Annotated in this window: 20 protein-coding genes and 1 pseudogene; 11 read left to right on the top strand and 10 right to left on the bottom strand. The window is 69.6% G+C overall.

The features are described 5' to 3' along the window. Window positions 1–263: 263 nt before the first annotated feature. The 3 genes from ACVW19_RS10450 (at window position 264) to ACVW19_RS10440 (ending at window position 1,692) form a co-directional block, all read left to right on the top strand. Entirely contained in the window at window positions 264–809 is a 546-nt protein-coding gene (locus tag ACVW19_RS10450; protein ID WP_457458637.1) for a hypothetical protein, read from the top strand. 98 nt (window positions 810–907) lie between these two features. Next, window positions 908–1,492: an ArsR/SmtB family transcription factor gene (locus tag ACVW19_RS10445; protein WP_457458635.1), complete on the top strand. Its 585-nt coding sequence runs from the start codon at window positions 908–910 to the stop codon at window positions 1,490–1,492. Between the two features lie 11 nt (window positions 1,493–1,503). Continuing rightward, window positions 1,504–1,692, top strand: a complete 189-nt coding sequence (locus ACVW19_RS10440) for a hypothetical protein (protein ID WP_457458633.1) — start codon at window positions 1,504–1,506, stop codon at window positions 1,690–1,692. On the opposite strand, the gene ACVW19_RS10435 is transcribed toward ACVW19_RS10440, so the two are convergent. Further along, entirely contained in the window at window positions 1,642–1,818 is a 177-nt protein-coding gene (locus ACVW19_RS10435; RefSeq protein WP_457464534.1) for an ATP-binding cassette domain-containing protein, read from the bottom strand. The two genes, ACVW19_RS10440 and ACVW19_RS10435, sit on opposite strands and share 51 nt — an antisense overlap. A gap of 478 nt (window positions 1,819–2,296) precedes the next feature. Here ACVW19_RS10435 and ACVW19_RS10430 point away from each other — a divergent pair, with 478 nt between their 5' ends. Beyond that, window positions 2,297–3,691 carry a glycosyltransferase family 39 protein gene (locus tag ACVW19_RS10430; RefSeq protein WP_457458631.1) on the top strand — a complete coding sequence of 465 codons (1,395 nt, stop codon included), beginning with the start codon at window positions 2,297–2,299 and terminating at the stop codon, window positions 3,689–3,691. A 223-nt stretch (window positions 3,692–3,914) separates the two neighbouring features. Here the strand turns inward: ACVW19_RS10430 and ACVW19_RS10425 are convergent. Further along, window positions 3,915–4,181 (bottom strand): annotated as a pseudogene (locus ACVW19_RS10425) (DUF397 domain-containing protein); the annotation flags it as partial. Continuing rightward, window positions 4,163–4,996, bottom strand: a complete 834-nt coding sequence (locus ACVW19_RS10420; protein ID WP_457458629.1) for a helix-turn-helix domain-containing protein — start codon at window positions 4,994–4,996, stop codon at window positions 4,163–4,165. The gene ACVW19_RS10420 and the pseudogene ACVW19_RS10425, both read right to left, overlap by 19 nt. A 126-nt stretch (window positions 4,997–5,122) precedes the next feature. Here ACVW19_RS10420 and ACVW19_RS10415 point away from each other — a divergent pair, with 126 nt between their 5' ends. The 4 genes from ACVW19_RS10415 (at window position 5,123) to ACVW19_RS10400 (ending at window position 7,292) form a co-directional block, all read left to right on the top strand. Further along, the gene (locus ACVW19_RS10415) at window positions 5,123–5,341 is read left to right on the top strand and encodes a hypothetical protein (protein WP_457464532.1); all 219 of its coding nucleotides are present in this window, start codon (window positions 5,123–5,125) and stop codon (window positions 5,339–5,341) included. Beyond that, the gene (locus ACVW19_RS10410; RefSeq protein ID WP_457458627.1) at window positions 5,338–5,553 is read left to right on the top strand and encodes a hypothetical protein; all 216 of its coding nucleotides are present in this window, start codon (window positions 5,338–5,340) and stop codon (window positions 5,551–5,553) included. The genes ACVW19_RS10415 and ACVW19_RS10410 overlap by 4 nt, the downstream gene beginning before the upstream one ends. Before the next feature lie 112 nt (window positions 5,554–5,665). After that, entirely contained in the window at window positions 5,666–6,412 is a 747-nt protein-coding gene (gene recO / locus ACVW19_RS10405; protein ID WP_457458625.1) for a DNA repair protein RecO, read from the top strand. 34 nt (window positions 6,413–6,446) lie between these two features. Then, window positions 6,447–7,292: an isoprenyl transferase gene (locus ACVW19_RS10400; protein WP_457458623.1), complete on the top strand. Its 846-nt coding sequence runs from the start codon at window positions 6,447–6,449 to the stop codon at window positions 7,290–7,292. Window positions 7,293–7,359: 67 nt separating this feature from the next. Here ACVW19_RS10400 and ACVW19_RS10395 read toward each other — a convergent pair whose 3' ends face one another. The 4 genes from ACVW19_RS10395 to ACVW19_RS10380 form a co-directional block, all read right to left on the bottom strand. After that, complete coding sequence (locus ACVW19_RS10395) at window positions 7,360–7,782, bottom strand: Fur family transcriptional regulator (protein WP_457458621.1); 423 nt, start codon at window positions 7,780–7,782, stop codon at window positions 7,360–7,362. 73 nt (window positions 7,783–7,855) lie between these two features. Further along, on the bottom strand, window positions 7,856–8,743 hold the full coding sequence (locus ACVW19_RS10390; protein ID WP_457458619.1) for a metal ABC transporter permease: 888 nt from the start codon (window positions 8,741–8,743) through the stop codon (window positions 7,856–7,858). Window positions 8,744–8,746: 3 nt separating this feature from the next. Next, window positions 8,747–9,517, bottom strand: coding sequence for a metal ABC transporter ATP-binding protein (locus tag ACVW19_RS10385; RefSeq protein ID WP_457458617.1), 771 nt, complete (start codon window positions 9,515–9,517; stop codon window positions 8,747–8,749). 43 nt (window positions 9,518–9,560) lie between these two features. Then, window positions 9,561–10,538, bottom strand: coding sequence for a metal ABC transporter substrate-binding protein (locus ACVW19_RS10380; protein WP_457458615.1), 978 nt, complete (start codon window positions 10,536–10,538; stop codon window positions 9,561–9,563). 160 nt (window positions 10,539–10,698) lie between these two features. On the opposite strand from ACVW19_RS10380, the gene ACVW19_RS10375 reads away from it, so the two are divergent. Continuing rightward, window positions 10,699–12,081, top strand: coding sequence for a glycine--tRNA ligase (locus ACVW19_RS10375; protein ID WP_279336151.1), 1,383 nt, complete (start codon window positions 10,699–10,701; stop codon window positions 12,079–12,081). Between the two features lie 65 nt (window positions 12,082–12,146). Here the strand turns inward: ACVW19_RS10375 and ACVW19_RS10370 are convergent, their stop codons facing one another. Together ACVW19_RS10370 and ACVW19_RS10365 are read right to left on the bottom strand one after the other, a co-directional pair. After that, window positions 12,147–12,353 carry a hypothetical protein gene (locus ACVW19_RS10370; RefSeq protein ID WP_457458613.1) on the bottom strand — a complete coding sequence of 69 codons (207 nt, stop codon included), beginning with the start codon at window positions 12,351–12,353 and terminating at the stop codon, window positions 12,147–12,149. Window positions 12,354–12,431: 78 nt separating this feature from the next. Beyond that, a complete protein-coding gene (locus ACVW19_RS10365) occupies window positions 12,432–13,877 on the bottom strand; it encodes an MFS transporter (RefSeq protein WP_457458611.1) in 1,446 nt (481 codons plus the stop codon). A gap of 96 nt (window positions 13,878–13,973) precedes the next feature. Between ACVW19_RS10365 and dusB the strand changes: the two genes are divergently transcribed. Next, on the top strand, window positions 13,974–15,152 hold the full coding sequence (dusB, locus tag ACVW19_RS10360; RefSeq protein WP_457458609.1) for a tRNA dihydrouridine synthase DusB: 1,179 nt from the start codon (window positions 13,974–13,976) through the stop codon (window positions 15,150–15,152). A gap of 7 nt (window positions 15,153–15,159) precedes the next feature. Here dusB and ACVW19_RS10355 read toward each other — a convergent pair whose 3' ends face one another. After that, window positions 15,160–16,989, bottom strand: a complete 1,830-nt coding sequence (locus tag ACVW19_RS10355) for a CDP-alcohol phosphatidyltransferase (RefSeq protein ID WP_457458605.1) — start codon at window positions 16,987–16,989, stop codon at window positions 15,160–15,162. Window positions 16,990–17,519: 530 nt separating this feature from the next. On the opposite strand from ACVW19_RS10355, the gene ppdK reads away from it, so the two are divergent. After that, window positions 17,520–20,267 carry a pyruvate, phosphate dikinase gene (gene ppdK, locus ACVW19_RS10350; RefSeq protein WP_457458604.1) on the top strand — a complete coding sequence of 916 codons (2,748 nt, stop codon included), beginning with the start codon at window positions 17,520–17,522 and terminating at the stop codon, window positions 20,265–20,267. Window positions 20,268–20,270 lie beyond the last annotated feature (3 nt).

The raw sequence follows: 20,270 nt of genomic DNA, 5'->3' as shown, positions 1-20,270 counted from the left end.
GCTCCGAAGCCCGCCTCGGTGGTACCCCCGCCGAAATGTCACGCCAACAGAGCCATAGCCAGTTCATCCTCACGTCGGACCAACAGCCCGGTGGGAGACGGGAGATGGGGTGACGCTCCGTGGTGCCCGCTTCGATGAATTGTATTCGTACGCTTCGACGGCTCTACCCGCAAACGCGTGAATTGAACCGTTCGCGCACAACTGCTCCACATCCTCGCGGGTCGTACACGCGAACAACGTGAACGACCTCAAGGGGGAGCCCCGTGAGCCAGCGCCACTCTCAGCAGCAGCCCGGATGGGGCGGCTCTCATCAGACGGCAGGTGCTCCGGCGCCCCAGCCACCGAAGAAGCACAGCGTCGGCAAGGCCGTGGGCCTCGGCTGTGCCGGCGTCCTCGGCCTGATCGTCGTCGCCGCCGCCGTGATGAGCGGGGGCTCCGACTCCACGGGCACCGGCAGGAAGGACAGGGCCGTTGCTGCCGAAGGAGCGAAGGAGGAGTCCACCAAGGGTGAACCGGGGGAGGGGGCGAAGAGTCAGGCCGAGGAGTTCCGGGCCTGTGTCGCCGAGTCCGGCACGCCCACGGAGAAGGAGGCCGTGAAGCACGTCACCAAGGTGACCGGTGCCGACAAGCGCAACGACATCCTCGACTCGGCCGAGGTCTTCACGGACTTCTCCGGCGGCCTGGCCGGCCCGCACACGGGTGAAGGAACGCTGATCGCCTCGGCGTTCACGTCGTGCTACGAACCCGAGAACGGACTGGTCGCCGTGTACGACAAGGACGGCGAACCGCTCGCCACCGGAAACTATTGATCCACTCGTGGCCGCGCGGCCACGGTGCGGCAGCATCCAAAGAACCCGTTGCAAAGAAAGCGTTGCAATGGGTTCTTTGGAGGGCTACCGTTTGCGTCATGGACGGTTCCCAGGACCCGCAGCTCCACAGTCTCGACGCCCGCTCGCTGCGTGGGCTCGCACATCCCTTGCGAATGCGGTTGTTGAACGCGCTACGGCACGGGGGGCCGGCCACGGCGTCGCAACTGGCCGCGAAACTGGGTGAGTCCAGCGGCGCGACCAGCTATCACCTGCGTCAGCTCGCCGTGCACGGCTTCGTCGAGGACGCGCCGGAGCGCGGCAAGGGGCGGGAGCGGTGGTGGCAGGCGGTCCACCGGGGCGTGCTGTTCGACGGAACGCTGCTGGAGGACCGTGACCCCGAGGTGCGCGGCGCCGCCGACCTGTTCCTGCACGAGGTCGCGAACACCCACACCCGGGAACTCGCCACCTGGCTCGGTACCCGCCACGACTGGTCCGAGCAGTGGAGACGCTCCTCGGACATGAGTGACTGGACGCTGAGCCTCACCCCCGAACTCGCCCGTGAACTCAGAGACAAGATGTACGAGCTCATGGAGAGCTATCGGGTCCTGGCCCTCGACGAGGGCACCCCGGACGCCGAGCAGGTGCGCATTCACACACACGTCATCCCCACCCGCACGGACTGAGAGGCCGCCCGATGCACTCCGAGACCCACCTCGCGCTGCACCGCACCCGCGACACCGAACTCCGCGCGCAGGCCGAGGCGTACCGCCGCGCCGCCTCCGTCGGACGCCCCCGGGCCCTCCGGGCCCGTCTCGGCTGGACCCTCGTGGAGTTAGGCCTGCGGCTCGCCGACGCCCCCAGGGCGGCAGTCACCGCGTCCTAGTACTCCAGCCGCCCGGCGAAACCCGCAGCTCGGACAGCGAAACCCTGCTGGAGCATCAAGGAGGGTTGACTTGCCGGAGCCGCTCGGACCGACGAAGGCGACCATTTCGCCACGACCGACCGTCAGGCTGACATCACGCCACAGCGTTCGTGTGCCGAAACTCTTCGACAGTCCCTCGACGTCAATCGCAATTTCACTCCGGCTGGATGGGGGTGGCTCCGGCTCTCAAGGAATCACGCCTCGGATTCCGCCAATTCGATGCCGTTATTGGCGCGAAAGCGTCGCCCTCAGGTGGTCCGTGGCTGCCCCGCCTTCTTCCTGCACCGCCGTCTCCACCTCCAGGCCTCCGCAGGCAACGGAGTCGGCGCCACCGGAGGCTCCCGTGAGCCGCCTCACACGGGGCGTGCGGAGTGGGCCTTCCCGGTAAGGTCGCGTCCGTGCTGCCGGCCTGTCCGCCACTCGGATTCGCGCCGAACACCACATTGTGCGAACGATCGCGTGGAATTGGCTGGCCGGGGGCGGACCAACATTGACGAAATTAACGGCTGTCCGTCCTCGGCGCTGCCGCGTTCTTGTCTGGCTGATTCCGTTCCTCTGGACCGTCATGCTCGGCCTGTGGGGGCTGTCCCGGCAGCGCAGTGTCTGGCGGGACGAGGCCGCGACCTGGCAGGTCGCTCTCCGGCCCACCGGCGAGATAGTGCGCATGCTGGAGCACGTCGACGTCGTGCACGGTCTCTACTACCTGTTCATGCATGGGCTGTTCGAGTGCTTCGGTCCTTCGATCACGGTGTTACGTCTGCCCTCCGTACTGGCCGTCGCGGTGGGAGCGGCATGTGTGGCGGCGCTCGGGCGGCGGCTGGCCGGGAGTGCGGTGGGCCTGGGCGGAGGCATGGTGTTCGGGCTGCTCCCCTCCGTGCAGTTCTACCTCCAGGAGGGCCGTCCGTACGCCCTGGTGGCGGCCGGGGCCGGGCTCTCGACACTGCTGCTCGTGGCGATGCTGCAGGCACGACGGGACCGGTGGGCGTGCTGGGCCGTCTACGGCTGCACGATCCTCGTGTGCGGCCTGCTGAACTGGCTCTCGTTGCTGGTTCTGCCCGCGCACCTGGCGACTCTGACGTGGGCACGTGTCGCGCGCGGGACGTGGGCCCACTGGGCCGTGTCATCCACGGCCGCAACGGCAGGCGCCGCACCGCTGATCCTTTTCAGTCGGGCCCAGTCCGATCAGGTGTCCTGGATACCGCCACTGACCTGGCACATGTTGATCGGGCCGGCGGTCCTGCTGGCGATCGCCGGCCTCGGGACCCTTCTGGACCGGCCCCGGGTGGGACGGCTTTCGGCAGCGACTGTCGGGCTGCCGCTGCTTGCGGTTCCGCAGCTCGGTCTCGTCGGGATCTCCCTGTTCAAGCCACTGTTCGTGGACCGGTACGTCCTGTTCAGCCTGCTGGGCCTGGCCCTGATGATCGGTGTCGTTCTCGGCGAACTCGTGCGGGCGGTGTCACGGCGGTCGTGGAGCGCGTCGCGGTGGGTCCTTCCCGTCGCGCTCGCCGTCGCGTCGGCCGCTCTGCTGCCACAGGCGCTGGTGAAGCGCTCGCCGCAGAGCCGCGTGGACGACGTCCTGGCAGCGGCGGCGCAGGTGGAGCGGCTGAAGGAGCCCGAGGACGCCGTGCTCTTCGTCCCGGCGGCGCGGCGGGACACGAGGATGGTCTCCCCGCACGCGTTCACAGGCCTCCAGGACATCGCCCTGGAGGAGACCCCGGAGCGTTCCAGAACGCTGAAGGGCGTGGAGTGGGGCCCTGCGCGAATCCGGACGGAGATACTCTCCCGACAGCGCATCGTTCTCGTCACCGACGCGGCGGAGGTGTCGAAGCCGACGATTTCGGTCCGGGACAAGACGAAGATCTCCACGCTGCGGAAGTACTTCACGACGGTGGCCGACGAGCAGGTCCGCGGCCGGAGAGTGACGGTGTACGAGAGGCTCACGCACGGCCACCCGTCGTGACCTCTGCCCACACCGTCTTTTCCGGGCCTTTGAGGACACGGGGTGACGTCCCGACGGTCGGCGAGACGGTCCTCGACGAGGTCGCCGCGACCAGGGTGTGAGTGGGTGGTGCGCTGGCAATGGGTGTGCGTCAGCGGGAACCCGGTGTGGATGTCCTGGTCGTGGGTGTGGGGAGAGGCTTGCGGCGGTACCGGTCCCCGGCGGGGCGTTCGCCGGTGGAATCGACGGCGCCTATGAACTCCGTCCAGGCCGCCGCCCCGACCACCAGCACGGGCCCGTCGGCCACCTTGCTGTCCCGGACGGGGACGACGCCGGGGAGGCCGTCGGCGACTTCGAGGCAGGACTCGCCGCCGCTGCCCCCGCTGTAGGTGCTCTTGCGCCAGCGGGCGGCGCCGGGGAAGTCGTGGGCGACTTCGACGCAGCTGCCGCCCTCGCCGTTGCTGTGGCTGCTCTTGCGCCAGCGTGCCTCGCTCAGGTCGTACTCGCGCATCGTCTGAAGTCCTCCGCCGCCGACTCGACCAGGGCCAGGGACGCCTCCGGCGACAACGCGGCGACCCTGAGCAGATCGTATGCGCGCTGCGCCCGCTTCACCACGGCCGGGTCATCGACCAATGTTCCCGAAAACGATGTCTCTGTATAGGCGATGGGCGGCGCGTCGTCGAAGTCCATGAGCGAAAGCATCCCGCCCATGGAAGGGTGGGCTCCTTCCGAGTACGGCAGCACCGCCACCACCGCGTGACGCTCACGCATCAGCAGCGCGATGTGCTCCAACTGTTCAGCCATGGCTGCCCGGCTGCCTACGGGCATGCGCAGCGTGTTCTCGTGCAGAACGACCCAATACTCGGGGCGTGTTGCGTCCCTGAGGATGCTGGCCCGCTCCAAGCGAGCGGCAACCTTTTCCGCAACGTACTCATCGGTGACAAACGGGTTGGCTGCCACGGTTACCGATTGGGCGTATGCCGCCGTCTGGAGGAGGCCCGGAACCAGTGTGGGCGCGAACTCACAGACCTTTGTCGCCAGCCTCTCCAGCTCCACGACTTCTGCGAAGTAGTCCGCGTACCGGCGATCGTTGATCAGCTTCCTGCACAGTCGCTCGAAAATACCGTCGGTTTGCAGTGTGTCGTCGATTCGTTGGGCCACGTCCAGTTGGGGTTTCCGGATAGCTTGTTCGAATTGGCTGATGTAGCCGCCGGAGACGAACACCCGCGCACCCAGCTCCACCTGCGTGAACCCCGACTCCTCCCGGCGGCGCTTCAGTTCCGTGCCGAACAACTCCCATGCCGCCTGGCGTGAACCGTTGGCCATTGCTGACCCCTTTCTCAGCGGCTTTGTGCAACCCCTTACTTGTAGGGTGCAACCCCCTTCCGAGTGTAGGTTCCGGCGGGCACCTTAAGGACCGGAAGCGTGAATGCCGAAAAGAAGGGGATCAGGGTGAAGGCACAGCACTCGGCGCCCTGCGTCGAAGAAGCGGAGGAAGTGGTGAAAGAGTTGCGGGCGTTACTCGCGAAGGCCGGAATTACCCTGCCGTCACTGGGGCTCGACCCGGTGAGTCTTGCGCGGGAGGCGCCCTGTCCGCTCGTCGACCTGGGGCGGTGCTCCGTGGACACCGCACGGCGGATCGCGGCCGTGACGGCCGCGGCGGCGCGATGAAACCGCCGGTCGGCGTGTACGTCGTGGACACCCGGACCGAGCGGGTCGGCATCGTGATGGGGCACGAGGGGCCATACGTCCAGCTGAGACCGTACGGCGGTGGCCGGGAGTGGGACGCCGAGCCGGTCGCCCTGCGCCGGGCGACCCCCGCCGAACGGCTGCGCGCGGCGACCGCGTACGCCAACGCGCGCAGCCGGGGGGAACTGCCCTGAGCCAGGGGCCCTGAGCTGCGCGTGATCGTCCGGCGGGCCCGTCCGGCACGTTCCGCCGGACGGGCCCCGACCGCGTGACGGGGGAGCCCCGGGCGTACGCGAGAATGGGGGCATGAGTCTGTTCCGCGACGACGGCATCGTGCTGCGCACCCAGAAGCTGGGTGAAGCGGACCGGATCATCACGCTGCTCACGCGCGGTCACGGACGCGTACGCGCCGTGGCGAGGGGCGTGCGCCGGACGAAGTCCAAGTTCGGCGCCCGCCTCGAACCGTTCTCGCACGTGGACGTGCAGTTCTTCGCCAAGGGCAGCGAGCTGATCGGGCGCGGCCTCCCGCTGTGCACCCAGAGCGAGACCATCGCCCCGTACGGCGGCGGAATCGTCACCGACTACGCCCGCTACACCGCCGGAACGGCCATGCTCGAGACCGCCGAGCGGTTCACCGACAACGAGGGCGAGCCGGCCGTGCAGCAGTATCTGCTGCTCGTGGGCGCCCTCAGGACCCTCGCCCGCGGCGAGCACGCACCGCATCTCGTTCTCGACGCGTTCCTGCTGCGCTCCCTCGCCGTCAACGGCTACGCCCCGAGCTTCGGGGACTGCGCGAAGTGCGGGATGCCCGGGCCGAACCGGTTCTTCTCGGTCGGGTCCGGCGGTTCCCTCTGCGCCGACTGCCGGGTGCCCGGCAGCGTCGTACCCTCGCCGGAGGCCCTGGGACTGCTCGGCGCGCTGCTGACGGGGGACTGGGAGACCGCCGACGCGTGCGAGGAGCGGCACGTCCGGGAGGGGAGCGGGCTGGTGTCCGCCTACCTGCACTGGCATCTCGAGCGCGGGCTGCGCTCACTCCGGTACGTCGAGAAGTAACCAGAAACCCAGCTAGAGGGAGACGAGGAAGCACATGGCCGTACGCGGGTTCCTGGGGCGTCAGCGCCGGGAGTACAGGACGCCGGAACCGCACCCCTCCGGCGCGCGGCCCCCGAAGTTCCCCGGTGAGCTGGTCCCCAAGCACGTGGCGATCGTCATGGACGGCAACGGCCGCTGGGCCAAGGAACGGGGCCTGCCGCGCACCGAGGGACACAAGATCGGCGCCGAGCGGGTGCTGGACGTGCTCCAGGGCGGGATAGAGATGGGCGTCGGCGCCATCTCGCTGTACGCCTTCTCCACCGAGAACTGGAAGCGCTCGCCGGACGAGGTGCGCTTCCTGATGAACTTCAACCGGGACTTCATCCGCAAGTCCCGCGACGAGCTCGACGCACTCGGGATCCGGGTGCGCTGGGTGGGCCGGATGCCCAAGCTGTGGAAGTCGGTGGCCAAGGAGCTCCAGATCGCCCAGGAGCAGACCAAGGACAACGACCGGCTCACGCTCTACTTCTGCATGAACTACGGCGGTCGCGCCGAGATCGCCGACGCGGCGCAGGCCATGGCCGAGGACGTGAAGGCGGGGCGCCTCGACCCGGGCAAGATCACCGAGAAGACCCTGCAGAACTACCTGTACTACCCGGACATGCCGGACGTGGACCTGTTCCTGCGGCCGAGCGGTGAGCAGCGTACGTCCAACTACCTGCTGTGGCAGAGCGCCTACGCGGAGATGGTCTTCCAGGACGTCCTGTGGCCGGACTTCGACCGCCGGGACCTGTGGCGGGCGTGCCTGGAGTTCGCCTCCCGCGACCGGCGCTTCGGCGGCGCGATCCCGAACGAGGAGCTGCTGGCCATGGAGGGCGAGCAGCCGCAGGAGAACCAGTAACCAGTAGTGACAGGGAAGGGCGCGGAGATCGTCTCCGCGCCCTTCGCCGTGTCCCGCGTTCGTGACCTCAGTCGTCGCGGCCGGCCGCCGCGCACTCCGCGCAGGTGCCGAAGATCTCCACCGTGTGGGCCACGTTGACGTAGCCGTGTTCGGCGGCGACGGCCTCCGCCCAGGTCTCCACGACCGGGCCCTCGACCTCGACCGCCTTGCCGCAGGTGCGGCAGACCAGGTGGTGGTGGTGCTCGCCGGTGGAGCAACGGCGGTAGACGGACTCGCCCTCGGCGGTCCGCAGCACGTCGACCTCGCCGGCCTCGGCGAGGGACTGCAGGGTGCGGTACACCGTGGTGAGTCCCACCGAGTCGCCCTTGTGCTTGAGCATGTCGTGCAGTTCCTGCGCACTGCGGAACTCGTCGACATCCTGGAGCGCAGCCGCCACAGCGGCCCGCTGCCTGGTGGCGCGGCCCTTCACGGGCGGTCCAGCGGTGGTCACCGGTTTCCTCCTCACGTCCGAGTCTGCCGCGGCCATTGTGCCAGTCCGGGGAAGATCCGGGCCGGGAGCGCCGTCAGGCGTCGCTCCGGTCGGCCGGAACCGCGCATTCCACGGGCTCCGGGACGGGCTGTGCGGCGGCCAGGGCGCGGGCGCGGCGGCGGGCCAGCGGGGTGGCCAGCGCGGTCAGCGCGATGAACGCGGCGATCGTCAGCAGCACGATCGTCGCGCCGGGCGGCACTTCCTGGTAGTACGAGGTGACCGTGCCGCCGATGGTCACCGTCACGCCGATGGCGACGGCGATGGCGAAGGTGGCGGCGAAGCTGCGGCTGAGCGCCTGGGCGGCGGCGACGGGCACCACCATCAGCGCACTCACCAGCAGCAGGCCGACCACGCGCATCGCGACGGTGACGGTGACCGCCGCCGTGACGGCGGTGAGCAGGTTCAGGAACCGCACCGGCAGGCCCGTGACCCGCGCGAACTCCTCGTCCTGGCTGACCGCGAACAGCTGGCGGCGCAGACCGAGGGTGACCAGTACGACGAAGGCGGCCAGCAGGCAGATGGCCGTGACGTCGGACTCGGAGACCGTCGACAGGGAGCCGAAGAGGTACGAGGAGAGCTTCGCGTTGGAGCCGGTCGGGGCGAGGTTGATGAACATGACACCGCCCGCCATGCCTCCGTAGAAGAGCATGGCGAGGGCGATGTCACCGCGGGTCCTGCCGTACCAGCGGATCAGTTCCATGAGGACGGCGCCGAGGACGGAGACCAGGGCGGCCGTCCACACCGGCGACCAGGAGAGCAGGAAGCCGAGGCCGACGCCGGTCATCGCGACGTGTCCGATGCCGTCGCCCATGAGGGCCTGGCGGCGCTGTACGAGGTAGATGCCGACGGCGGGGGCGGTGATGCCGATCAGGACGGCCGCCAGCAGTGCCCGCTGCATGAAGGCGTAGTTCAGGATTTCCATGGATCAGCTCAGCAGTCCCGTGCGGATCGGTTCGACGCCCGCGGGTGCGTGCGGGTGTACGTGGTCGTGGCCGGGCAGGGCGTGCTGGCCGACCGCCTTCGGGGGCGGGCCGTCGTGCACGACGCAGCCGTCGCGCAGCACGACCGCCCGGTCGATCAGGGGCTCCAGCGGGCCCAGCTCGTGCAGGACGAGCAGGACGGTGGTGCCGTTCGCGACCTGCTCGCGCAGCGTCTTGGCGAGCACTTCCTGGCTGGCCAGGTCGACGCCCGCCATCGGTTCGTCCAGGATCAGCAGCTCGGGTTCGGCGGCGAGCGCGCGGGCGATCAGGACCCGCTGGTGCTGGCCGCCGGAGAGGGCGTCCACCGAGTCCTTCGCCCGGTCGGCCATGCCGACCAGTTCCAGGGCGCGGTGCACGGCCTCGCGGTCGGCCTTGCGGAACACGCCGAAGCGGGTGCGGGAGAGCCGGCCGGAGGAGACGACCTCGGTCAGCGTGGCGGGCACGCCGCTCGCGGCCGTGGTGCGCTGCGGTACGTACCCCACGCGCGCCCAGTCGCGGAACCGGCGCTGCGGGGTGCCGAACAGCTCGACCTCGCCGGCGCCGACCGGGACCTGGCCGATGACGCTGCGCACGGCCGTCGACTTGCCGGAGCCGTTGGCGCCGAGCAGGGCGACCACCTCACCGCGGTGCACGGTGAGGTCGATGCCGCGCAGCACGGGGCGCGAGCCGAGCTCGGCATGGACACCGCGCAGGGATATGACGGACTCGGTGCTCATGCTGCCGTCCTCATGCCGGTGTCCTTCCGGTGGTTCGAGTGGGTCACTTGGCGCCCAGCGCCGTCTGCAGGGCCCGCAGGTTGGACTCCATGACCTGGAAGTAGTCGTCGCCGCGGGACTTGTCGGTGATGCCCTCGAGCGGGTCGAGGACGTCCGTCCTGAGTCCGGCGTCGCGGGCGACGGTCTTCGCCGTCCTGTCGCTGATCAGCGTCTCGTAGAAGACGGTGGTCACCCCGTCGGCCTTGGCGGTCTCGGTGAGCTGCTTCACGCGCGCCGCGCTGGGCTCGGACTCGGGGGCGAGGCCGTTGATGGCCTCCTCGGTCAGGCCGTAGCGCGCGGCGAGGTGGCCGAAGGCGGCGTGGGCGGTGACGAAGACGTCGGTCTTCCGGTGCTCGAGGCCGGCCTTGAACTCGGCGTCGAGGTCGTTCAGCTCGCCGACCAGGGCCTCGGTGTTCTTCTTGTAGTCGGTGGCGTGGTCGGGGTCGGCCTTCTGGAAGGCCTTGCCGACGCCCTCGGCGATCTCGGCGTACTTGACCGGGTCGAGCCAGACATGGGGGTCCCGGCCGTCGTGGCTGTGGCTGTGCCCGTGCTCGTCGTCGTGGCCGTGGCCGTGGTCGTCGCCGTGGCCGCCGGCCCCGGCGGCGTGGTCGAGGGAGGTCAGGGTGGCCGCGTCGATCTTCGTCCGCACACCGGACTGGCCGATGGCCTCGTCGACGGTGGGCTGCAGGCCCTTGAGGTAGAGCGCCGCGTCGCTCTCCTCGAGCTGCGCGGTCTGCTTGGTGCTGATCTCCAGGTCGTGCGGCTCCTGGCCGGGCTGGGTCAGGCTGGTGACGTTCACATGGTCGCCGCCGATCTGCTCGGCGAGGAACGCCATGGGGTAGAACGAGGCGACGACGTCGAACTTGTCGGTGTTGCCCACGGCCGCGCTGCTGCCGGAGGAGCAGGCGGACAGGGTGCCGAGGGCGGCTGCGGTGACCGCGGTCGCCGCAGCCGCGGGTATGAGGCGTCGTCGTACGTTCATGACACCCATTTTCAACAAACATGGAAACCGTTGTCAACAAGCTGGGCGAGAGGCCCGTGGCAGGCCCTAATTGGTCCAGGAGCAGGGCCCGCCGGTAGCCTGAGAACTTCGCTGGAAGCAATCTCGCTTCGTCGCCCGTCGTCGTAATGAAGAGAGCACCGTGGCCGCCGACAAGATCGACACCATCGTCAGCCTGAGCAAGCGCCGAGGCTTCGTATTCCCCTGCAGTGAGATCTACGGCGGCCAGCGTGCCGCCTGGGACTACGGGCCGTTGGGTGTCGAGCTCAAGGAGAACCTCAAGCGCCAGTGGTGGCGTTACATGGTGACGTCGCGTGAGGACGTCGTGGGTATCGACTCGTCGGTGATCCTGGCCCCCGAGGTGTGGGTCGCCTCCGGTCACGTCGCCACCTTCTCGGACCCGCTCACCGAGTGCACCGCCTGTCACAAGCGGTTCCGCGCGGACCACCTGGAAGAGGCGTACGAGGAGAAGAAGGGCCGCGCCCCGGAGAACGGCCTGGCCGACATCAACTGCCCCAACTGCGGCAACAAGGGCCAGTTCACCGAACCCAAGCAGTTCTCGGGTCTGCTCTCCACCCACCTCGGCCCGACCCAGGACTCCGGCTCCGTCGCCTACCTGCGCCCCGAGACCGCCCAGGGCATCTTCACCAACTTCGCCCAGGTGCAGACCACTTCGCGCCGCAAGCCGCCGTTCGGCATCGCCCAGATCGGCAAGTCCTTCCGCAACGAGATCACGCCCGGCAACTTCATCTTCCGCACCCGCGAGTTCGAGCAGATGGAGATGGAGTTCTTCGTCAAGCCGGGCGAGGACGAGCAGTGGCAGGAATACTGGATGGAGCAGCGCTGGAACTGGTACACCGGCCTCGGCATGCGCGAGGAGAACATGCGGTGGTACGAGCACCCGCAGGAGAAGCTCTCCCACTACTCCAAGCGCACCGCCGACATCGAGTACCGCTTCCAGTTCGGCGGCAGCGAGTGGGGTGAGCTCGAGGGCGTCGCCAACCGCACCGACTACGACCTCGGCGCCCACTCCAAGGCCTCCGGCCAGGACCTCTCCTACTTCGACCAGGAGGCCGGCGAGCGCTGGACGCCGTACGTCATCGAGCCGGCGGCGGGTCTCGGCCGGGCGATGCTCGCCTTCCTGATCGACGCCTACGTCGAGGACGAGGCGCCCAACGCCAAGGGCAAGCTGGAGAAGCGCACGGTGCTGCGCCTCGACCCGCGGCTGGCCCCGGTGAAGGTCGCGGTGCTCCCGCTCTCCCGCAACCCGGAGCTGTCGCCGAAGGCCAAGGGCCTCGCCCAGGCGCTGCGGCAGAACTGGAACATCGAGTTCGACGACGCCGGCGCCATCGGCCGTCGCTACCGCCGCCAGGACGAGATCGGTACGCCGTTCTGCGTCACGGTCGACTTCGACACCCTGGACGACAACGCGGTGACCGTGCGCGAGCGCGACACCATGAAGCAGGAGCGGGTCTCCCTCGACCAGATCGAGGGCTACCTGGCGAGCCGCCTGATCGGCTGCTGACGTCGTAGCACCGCGACTCCGTCGAACCCGCCCCGGGCAGCGCCTCCCGCGCCGCCCGGGGCGGTTCACGTTCCCGTGGGGTCCACCGTCGCCTGGTGGGCCTGGGCCAGATGCTCCTCCGCCTTCGGCCGGGGAAGAAACCGGGCGCGTCTGCGCCAGTCGCACGTCTCGCAGCTGATCGTGCGCTGCACCCCGGTGCGCCGGATCCGTACGACGTGTTCCCGGCCGTGCTGGTCCCAGCGGCTGACCTTGCTCGTGTCGATCTGCGGCATGACGCAGAGTGTGCAGCAAGAGCAACATCAACAGGGGCTGCGCGCAGGTGAGTTCGGTGGAGGAGCGGGCGCGCCCGGCTAGGCGTCCACGCCCGCCGCCTCGCGGATCTCCGCCGACTCCAGCCGGTCGGCCGTGCGCCGCGCGGTCGCGCGGGCCCAGGGGCCGGAGGTCGCCGCGCCCACCACCAGCACCGCGAGCCCGCACGCGGTGAGGATCCACCAGCCGGGCCGCGCCGCCGGCACGAAGCCGGCCGCGTACGACGAGGAGCCCACCCCCGCCGCCAGCACCGCGCCCACCACCGCGACCCCGAGCGCCTGGCCCAGCTGCCGGCTGGTGGAGGCCACCGCCGAGGCCACCCCGGCCTGGGCGCGGGGCATGCCGGAGACGGCGGTGTTGGTGATGGGGGCGTTGACGAAGCCGAAGCCGACGCCGAACAGGACGTACCCGGCGAACAGCGTGACGTCGGAGGTCTCGGCCTCGAAGAGGGCGAAGAGCAGCCCGCTCACCGTCAGCGCGCCGCCCGCGATCAGCAGCGGCAGCCGGGGGCCCCGGCTGCCGACCAGACGGCCGGAGAGCGGGGCGCACAGGAAGGTCGGGACGGCCATGGGGAGCATCCACAGGCCGGCGTCCAGGGCGCTCAGGCCCCGTACGTTCTGCAGGTAGAGCGTGGAGAGGAACAGGAACCCGCCGAGCGCGGCGAACGCGCTCACCGCGATCACGGTGGCCCCGCTGAACGGTGCCGAGCGGAAGAAACGCAGGTCGATCAGGGGTTCGTGGCGGCGGGACTCGTAGAGCAGCAGGGAGAGCAGGGCCGCCGACGCGAGGAGGGCGAAGGGGGCGGTGGTGGAGAGCGCCGCGTGCGGCGCCTCGATGATCGCGTACGTCAGGGAGCCGAACAGGACGATGACCAGCAGCTGGCCGACCGGGTCGGCGCGACGGGCCTTCGGGGCACGGGACTCCGGGACGAAGCGCAGGGTGAGGAGGAGGGCGACGAGGCCGACCGGCAGGTTGATCCAGAAGATGGAGCGCCAGCCGACGGAGTCCACCAGCAGGCCCCCGACCAGGGGACCCGCCGCCATCGAGATGCCGACGACCGCGCCCCACGCGCCGATCGCGCGGGCGCGTTCGCGCGGGTCGGTGAAGGTGTTGGTGATGATCGACATGGCGACCGGGTTGAGCATCGAACCGCCCACCGCCTGCACCATGCGGAAGGCGACCAGCGCGTCCAGGTTCGGTGCGAGCGAGCACAGCACCGAGCCGAGGGTGAAGACGACCAGCCCCGCCATGAAGACCCGCTTGCGGCCGATCCGGTCGGCCGTGGAGCCCGCGAGCATCAGCAGCGAGGCGAGGACGAGGGTGTACGCGTCGATGGTCCACTGAAGGCCCGCGGTGCTCGCGTGCAGGTCCCTCTGGAGGGACGGCAGGGCGACGTTCAGCACCGTGTTGTCCAGGCTCACGATGAGCAGGCTCATGCAGCAGATCGCGAGCACGAGGAGGCGTCGGCGCGGGCTGAGCTCGGGCATGGGTTCCATCGTAGCGCGGTTCAATAGTGCGGCTAACTAATGAATGCCGCACATGTGTCGTGCCGGGCAGCTCTCCGGATGCGGGACAATGGGGGAATGTCCACGCCCACGCCCACCCCGGTTCAGCCCCCGTCGAACCGGCCGGACCACTCGAACCTGACGGTCGGCCCGTACGCGGTCCGGCCGCCCGTCGTACTGGCTCCCATGGCCGGGATCACCAACGCGCCCTTCCGCACCCTGTGCCGGGAGTTCAGCGGCGGCAAGGGGCTGTTCGTCAGCGAGATGATCACCACCCGGGCGCTGGTCGAACGCAACGAGAAGACCATGCAGCTGATCAGGTTCGACGCGAGCGAGACGCCGCGTTCGATCCAGCTGTACGGCGTCGACCCGGCGACCGTCGGCAAGGCCGTCCGCATGATCGCGGAGGAGGACCTCGCCGACCACATCGACCTCAACTTCGGCTGTCCGGTGCCGAAGGTGACCCGCAAGGGCGGCGGCTCGGCCCTGCCCTACAAGCGGAACCTGCTGCGGTCCATCCTGCGCGAGGCGGTGAGCGGCGCCGGGGACCTGCCGGTCACGATGAAGATGCGCAAGGGCATCGACGACGACCACCTGACCTACCTGGACGCCGGCCGCATCGCCGTCGAGGAGGGCGTGAGCGCCATCGCCCTGCACGGACGCACCGCCGCCCAGCACTACGGAGGCACCGCCGACTGGGACGCCATCACCCGGCTGAAGGAGCACGTGCCGGAGATCCCCGTACTCGGCAACGGCGACATCTGGTCCGCCGAGGACGCGCTGCGGATGGTGCGCGAGACGGGCTGCGACGGGGTCGTGGTGGGGCGCGGCTGCCTCGGTCGGCCGTGGCTCTTCGCCGACCTGGTCGCGGCCTTCGAGGGCCGGGACGACTTCCGCAGGCCCGCGCTGCGCGTGGTCGCCGACGTCATGGTCCGGCACGCGACCCTGCTCGGGGAGTGGATCGGGGACGAGTCGCGCGGGGTGATCGACTTCCGCAAGCACGTCGCCTGGTACCTGAAGGGCTTCGCGGTCGGCTCGGAGATGCGCAAGCGGCTCGCGATCACCTCCTCGCTCCGGGACCTGCGTTCCGGGCTGGACGAACTGGACCTGGACCAGCCCTGGCCGACCGGCGCGGACGGCCCCCGCGGCCGTACGTCCGGCAACAACCGGGTGGCGCTGCCGGACGGCTGGCTGAAGGACCCGTACGAGTGCGCGGGCGTCGGCGAGGACGCCGAACTCGACACGTCCGGCGGCTGACCGTGATTCAGCGCTCGGTCGGGTGCGGGACGGAGCCGTAGGCCTTCAGGAAGCGGTCGCGGAACGCGTCCATCCTCCACACGGGCGCGTCCTCGGCCGGCCTGAGGCCCTCCGTCCAGTTCCAGTCGGCGATCTTCTCCAGCACCTTCGGGTCCTTGGCGACGATCGTCACCGGCACGTCCCGGCTCGCCCGCAGGCCGCTGACCCGGGCGACGGGCTGGTGGTCGCCGAGGAAGACGAGGACGGTGTCGTCGGTGCCGTAGCGCTCCAGCCACCGGGTGAGGGCGGTCACCGAGTACGTGACCGACTTGCCGTACTCCTGACGGGACTTGGTGGCGTCCGTGAGGAGGGTGCCGGGGTCCTTCCCCGCCTTCTGGATGGGGCCGAAGACGGAGCCGTCGCCGAGTTCCTCCCAGCCGACCATCTCGGGGAGGGGAGCCCAGGGCTGGTGGCTGGAGGTCAGGATGATCTCCGCCATCAGGTTCCTGCCCCGGTCGCGCTCCTTGCTGTGCTCCAGGCGCTGGAAGGCCTCGAGCGTGTACTGGTCCGGCATCGTCGACCAGCTGAACTTCGGCCCCTGGTAACCCAGTTGGAAGGCGTTGTAGACCTTGTCGAGGCCGAACCACTTTGCCTCGGGCCAGTTCTTCTGGACACCCGGCATGATGCCGACGGTGTCCCACGCCCCGGACTTCCCGAACGCCTTGGTGAGGGTGAGGCGGTCGTTCGCGGTGGCGGTGCGGTAGCGCTGCTGGTTGTCGATCCACAGGCCGGACAACGCCGTCGAGTGGCCGAGCCAGCTGCTGCCGCCGAATGTCGCCGACGTCAGCCAGCCGCTACGGGCCCGGTACCCCGCCTTCGCGAGGGTCTCGGTGCCGGTGTCGAGGGTGCGGGTGACGCCGGGGGCGATCACCGGGTCCTCCAGGGCGGTGCGGCCGTAGCTCTCGATGAACGTGATGAGCACGTCCTTGCCGCGCAGGTCGGGCAGGAGCCTGCCGGGAGGTGTGGCCGCGAAGGCGTCGGAACGCGCCACCTTCTCGAACTCCGCCTCGTCGTGCAGCGTGTCCACCACGCGCCGGGCCTGCACCTTCACCGCCGCGGAGGCCCGGTCCGAGGCGATCGGCGCGCCGAGGGCCTGCAGGCCGAGGGCGGTGCAGGTGATCCACACGGTGCCCGCGACGAGGGCGCCCCGGGCGGCCCGCGCGCGGTGCCGGGCCAGCAGCTCGCTCAGCCGGACGGCGGCCAGCGCCATCACGACCACCAGGAGCAGGGCGAGGGCGACCGCGCCGACGGTGGCGGCCGTGGCGGTCGCGGGGCCCATGGAGTCCCCGACATAGGCCTGGGCGTCGTCGAGCAGGCCCCAGTCGAGGACCAGGTTGAAGCCCCGGCCCAGATATTCGTTGAACCCGATGTCCAGCAGGTTCAGCACGGTCAGCACGGCGAGGCCGACCCCGTACAGCGAGGCCGCGACGAGCCGGGGTCGGCGCGGGAGGGCGGGAAGCAGCGCGGCCCCGATGATCGCCTCGGCCGGTATCCGGGTGAACCGGTCGGGGCGCAGGGCGCCGGCGGTGTTGGGCAGCAGAAGGGCGCCGACGACCAGCACGGCGGCGAGGACGTGCAGGGTCCGGCGGGCGGCGCGTGCGGCGCGGGGGTGCCGGTCGCGCAGAGCGGCGTAGCGGATGCGGAAGGCGTGAAAGGCACGGAAGGCACGGAAGGCACGGAAGGCACGGAAGGCGCGGAGGGCTGGAGGGGTGGGGCGGGGCTCCTCCCCCTGCTTCTCGTCCCCTCGTTTCTCTTCGGTGGTCCGTGTCGGCCGGCGCAGGCGTGTGAAGACAGGCACCCGGAGGTCCTTCCGTGCAAAACCCGGTGAGGAGGCGGACCCGGCGTGGGGGTCCGGATCCGCCGCAGTTCCGTACGGGCGCGCCGACCGGTTCGTTCAACGGTCCGCTCCACCGTGGGGACCGGGCGTACGGAAGGCGTCCGCATGGTGAAATCCCGGCGACTGCGGCAGCGTGATTCTCGCCACCCTTGATAAGGGGTGCGCTCAGATGAGCGGATCATGGGTGACTGCATTTCTCAAAGGGTGGCACCCGGTGCCACCCTTTGATCGTTCATCGAGCGAAATCAGACGTGCCGATCGTTGCTCAGGTGAGCGCGTAGAGCGGCTCAATCCGGAGTCGTCGCGTTCAAGAAGTGAACACATGGGACTGTGATTTCTTGCCAAACCTTGACTTGCCTTTGACTTTTGATCCAGTGGCGGCGGAGGGGTCCCAGTCGCATGGTGGACGTGTGGACGTACCCATATGCCTTTGATCTGGGTATGTTCCTGCTCGTCAGGGCAGCCACCGCGTCCTCGAGGAGTCGAGACCCGTGTCGGAAAACAAAGATCTCCATGGAGCCCAGCAGGGCGGGAGCGTTGAGGGCGTGAAGTTCGTCTACGACTTCACCGAGGGCAACAAGGACCTCAAGGACCTGCTCGGCGGGAAAGGTGCGAACCTCGCCGAGATGACCAATCTGGGTCTTCCCGTCCCTCCCGGCTTCACCATCACCACGGAGGCCTGCAAGGTCTACCTGGACAGCGGTGAGGAGCCGGCGGCACTGCGTGACGAGGTGAGCGCGCACCTCGACGCACTCGAAGCGGCGATGGGCAAGAAGCTCGGCCAGCCCGACAACCCCCTCCTGGTGTCGGTCCGCTCCGGGGCGAAGTTCTCCATGCCCGGCATGATGGACACCGTCCTGAACATCGGCCTCTCCGACAAGTCCGTACAGGGCCTGGCCAAGCAGGCCGGCGACGACCGTTTCGCCTGGGACTCCTACCGGCGTCTCATCCAGATGTTCGGCAAGACCGTCCTCGGCGTCGACGGCGACCTCTTCGAGGACGCGCTGGAGGCGGCGAAGACGGCCAAGAAGGTCACGGTCGACACCGAGCTGGAGGCCGCCGACCTCAAGAAGCTGGTCACCAAGTTCAAGAAGATCGTCAAGACCGAGGCCGGCCGGGACTTCCCGCAGGACCCGCGCGAGCAGATGGACCTCGCCATCCACGCGGTCTTCGACTCCTGGAACACCGACCGGGCCAAGCTCTACCGCCGTCAGGAGCGCATCCCGCACGACCTGGGCACGGCCGTCAACGTCTGCTCCATGGTCTTCGGCAACCTCGGCCCGGACTCCGGCACCGGCGTGGCCTTCACCCGTGACCCCGCCTCCGGCCAGCAGGGCGTCTACGGCGACTACCTGCAGAACGCGCAGGGCGAGGACGTGGTCGCGGGCATCCGCAACACCGTGCCGCTCGCCGATCTGGAGCAGATCGACAAGAAGTCGTACGACCAGCTGATGCAGATCATGGAGACGCTGGAGAACCACTACAAGGATCTCTGCGACATCGAGTTCACCATCGAGCGCGGCCAGCTGTGGATGCTCCAGACCCGTGTCGGCAAGCGCACCGCGGGCGCGGCCTTCCGGATCGCCACCCAGTTGGTCGACCAGGGCCTGATCGACGAGGCCGAGGCGCTCACCCGCGTCACCGGCGCCCAGCTCGCCCAGCTGATGTTCCCGCGTTTCGACGAGGACGCGAAGGTCGAGCGGGTCGGGCGCGGCATCGCGGCCTCGCCGGGCGCGGCGGTCGGCAAGGCGGTCTTCGACTCGTACACGGCCGTCAAGTGGTCCCGCTCCGGTGAGAAGGTCATCCTGGTCCGCCGGGAGACCAACCCCGACGACCTGGACGGCATGATCGCCGCCGAGGGCATCCTCACCTCCCGCGGCGGCAAGACCTCGCACGCCGCCGTCGTCGCCCGCGGCATGGGCAAGACCTGTGTGTGCGGCGCGGAGGAGCTGGAGGTCGACACCAAGCGCCGCCGGATGACCGTCCCCGGCGGGCACGTCGTCGAGGAAGGCGACCTGATCTCCATCGACGGCTCCACCGGCAAGGTCTACCTCGGTGAGGTACCCGTCGTCCCGTCCCCGGTCGTGGAGTACTTCGAGGGCCGGATGCACCCGGGCGCCGACGACGCAGACGAACTGGTCGAGGCGGTCCACCGGATGATGGCCTTCGCCGACCGCAAGCGCCGGCTGCGGGTGCGCGCCAACGCCGACAACGCCGAGGACGCGCTGCGCGCCCGCCGCTTCGGCGCCCAGGGCATCGGCCTGTGCCGCACCGAGCACATGTTCCTCGGCGACCGGCGCGAGCTGGTGGAGCGGCTGATCCTGGCCGACACCGAGGCCGAGCGCGAGGAGTGCCTCAAGGCGCTGCTGCCGCACCAGAAGCGGGACTTCGTCGAGCTGTTCGAGGCGATGGACGGCCTCCCGGTCACCGTCCGGCTCCTCGACCCGCCGCTGCACGAGTTCCTGCCCGACATCACCGAGCTGTCGGTCCGCGTGGCCCTCGCCGAGTCCCGGCAGGAGCCGCACGAGAACGAACTGCGCCTCCTCCAGGCCGTGCACCGGCTGCACGAGCAGAACCCGATGCTGGGCCTGCGCGGAGTCCGTCTCGGCCTGGTCATCCCCGGCCTGTTCACCATGCAGGTGCGGGCCATCGCCGAGGCGGCGGCCGAGCGCCGGGAGGCCAAGGGCGACCCGCGCGCCGAGATCATGATTCCGCTGGTCGGCACGGTCCAGGAGCTGGAGATCGTCCGCGAGGAGGCCGACCAGGTCATCGCGGAGGTCGAGAAGGCCACCGGCACACGGCTGAAGCTCGCCATCGGCACGATGATCGAGCTGCCGCGCGCCGCCCTGACCGCCGGCCAGATCGCCGAGGCCGCCGAGTTCTTCTCCTTCGGCACCAACGACCTCACCCAGACGGTGTGGGGCTTCAGCCGGGACGACGTGGAGGCGAGCTTCTTCACGGCCTACCTGGAGAAGGGCATCTTCGGCGTCTCCCCGTTCGAGACGATCGACCGGGACGGCGTCGGCTCCCTGGTGAAGCTCGCCGCCGAGGCCGGCCGCGCCACCCGCCCCGGCCTCAAGCTCGGCGTCTGCGGCGAGCACGGCGGCGACCCGGAGTCGGTCCACTTCTTCCACGAGGTCGGCCTGGACTACGTCTCCTGCTCCCCGTTCCGCATCCCCGTCGCCCGCCTGGAGGCCGGCCGCGCCGCGGTCACCTCGAACGGCAGCGACCACCGCTGACCC

The sequence above is a fragment of the Streptomyces sp. TE5632 genome (assembly GCF_054061295.1).
This window is presented reverse-complemented; position numbering and strand designations above follow the sequence as displayed.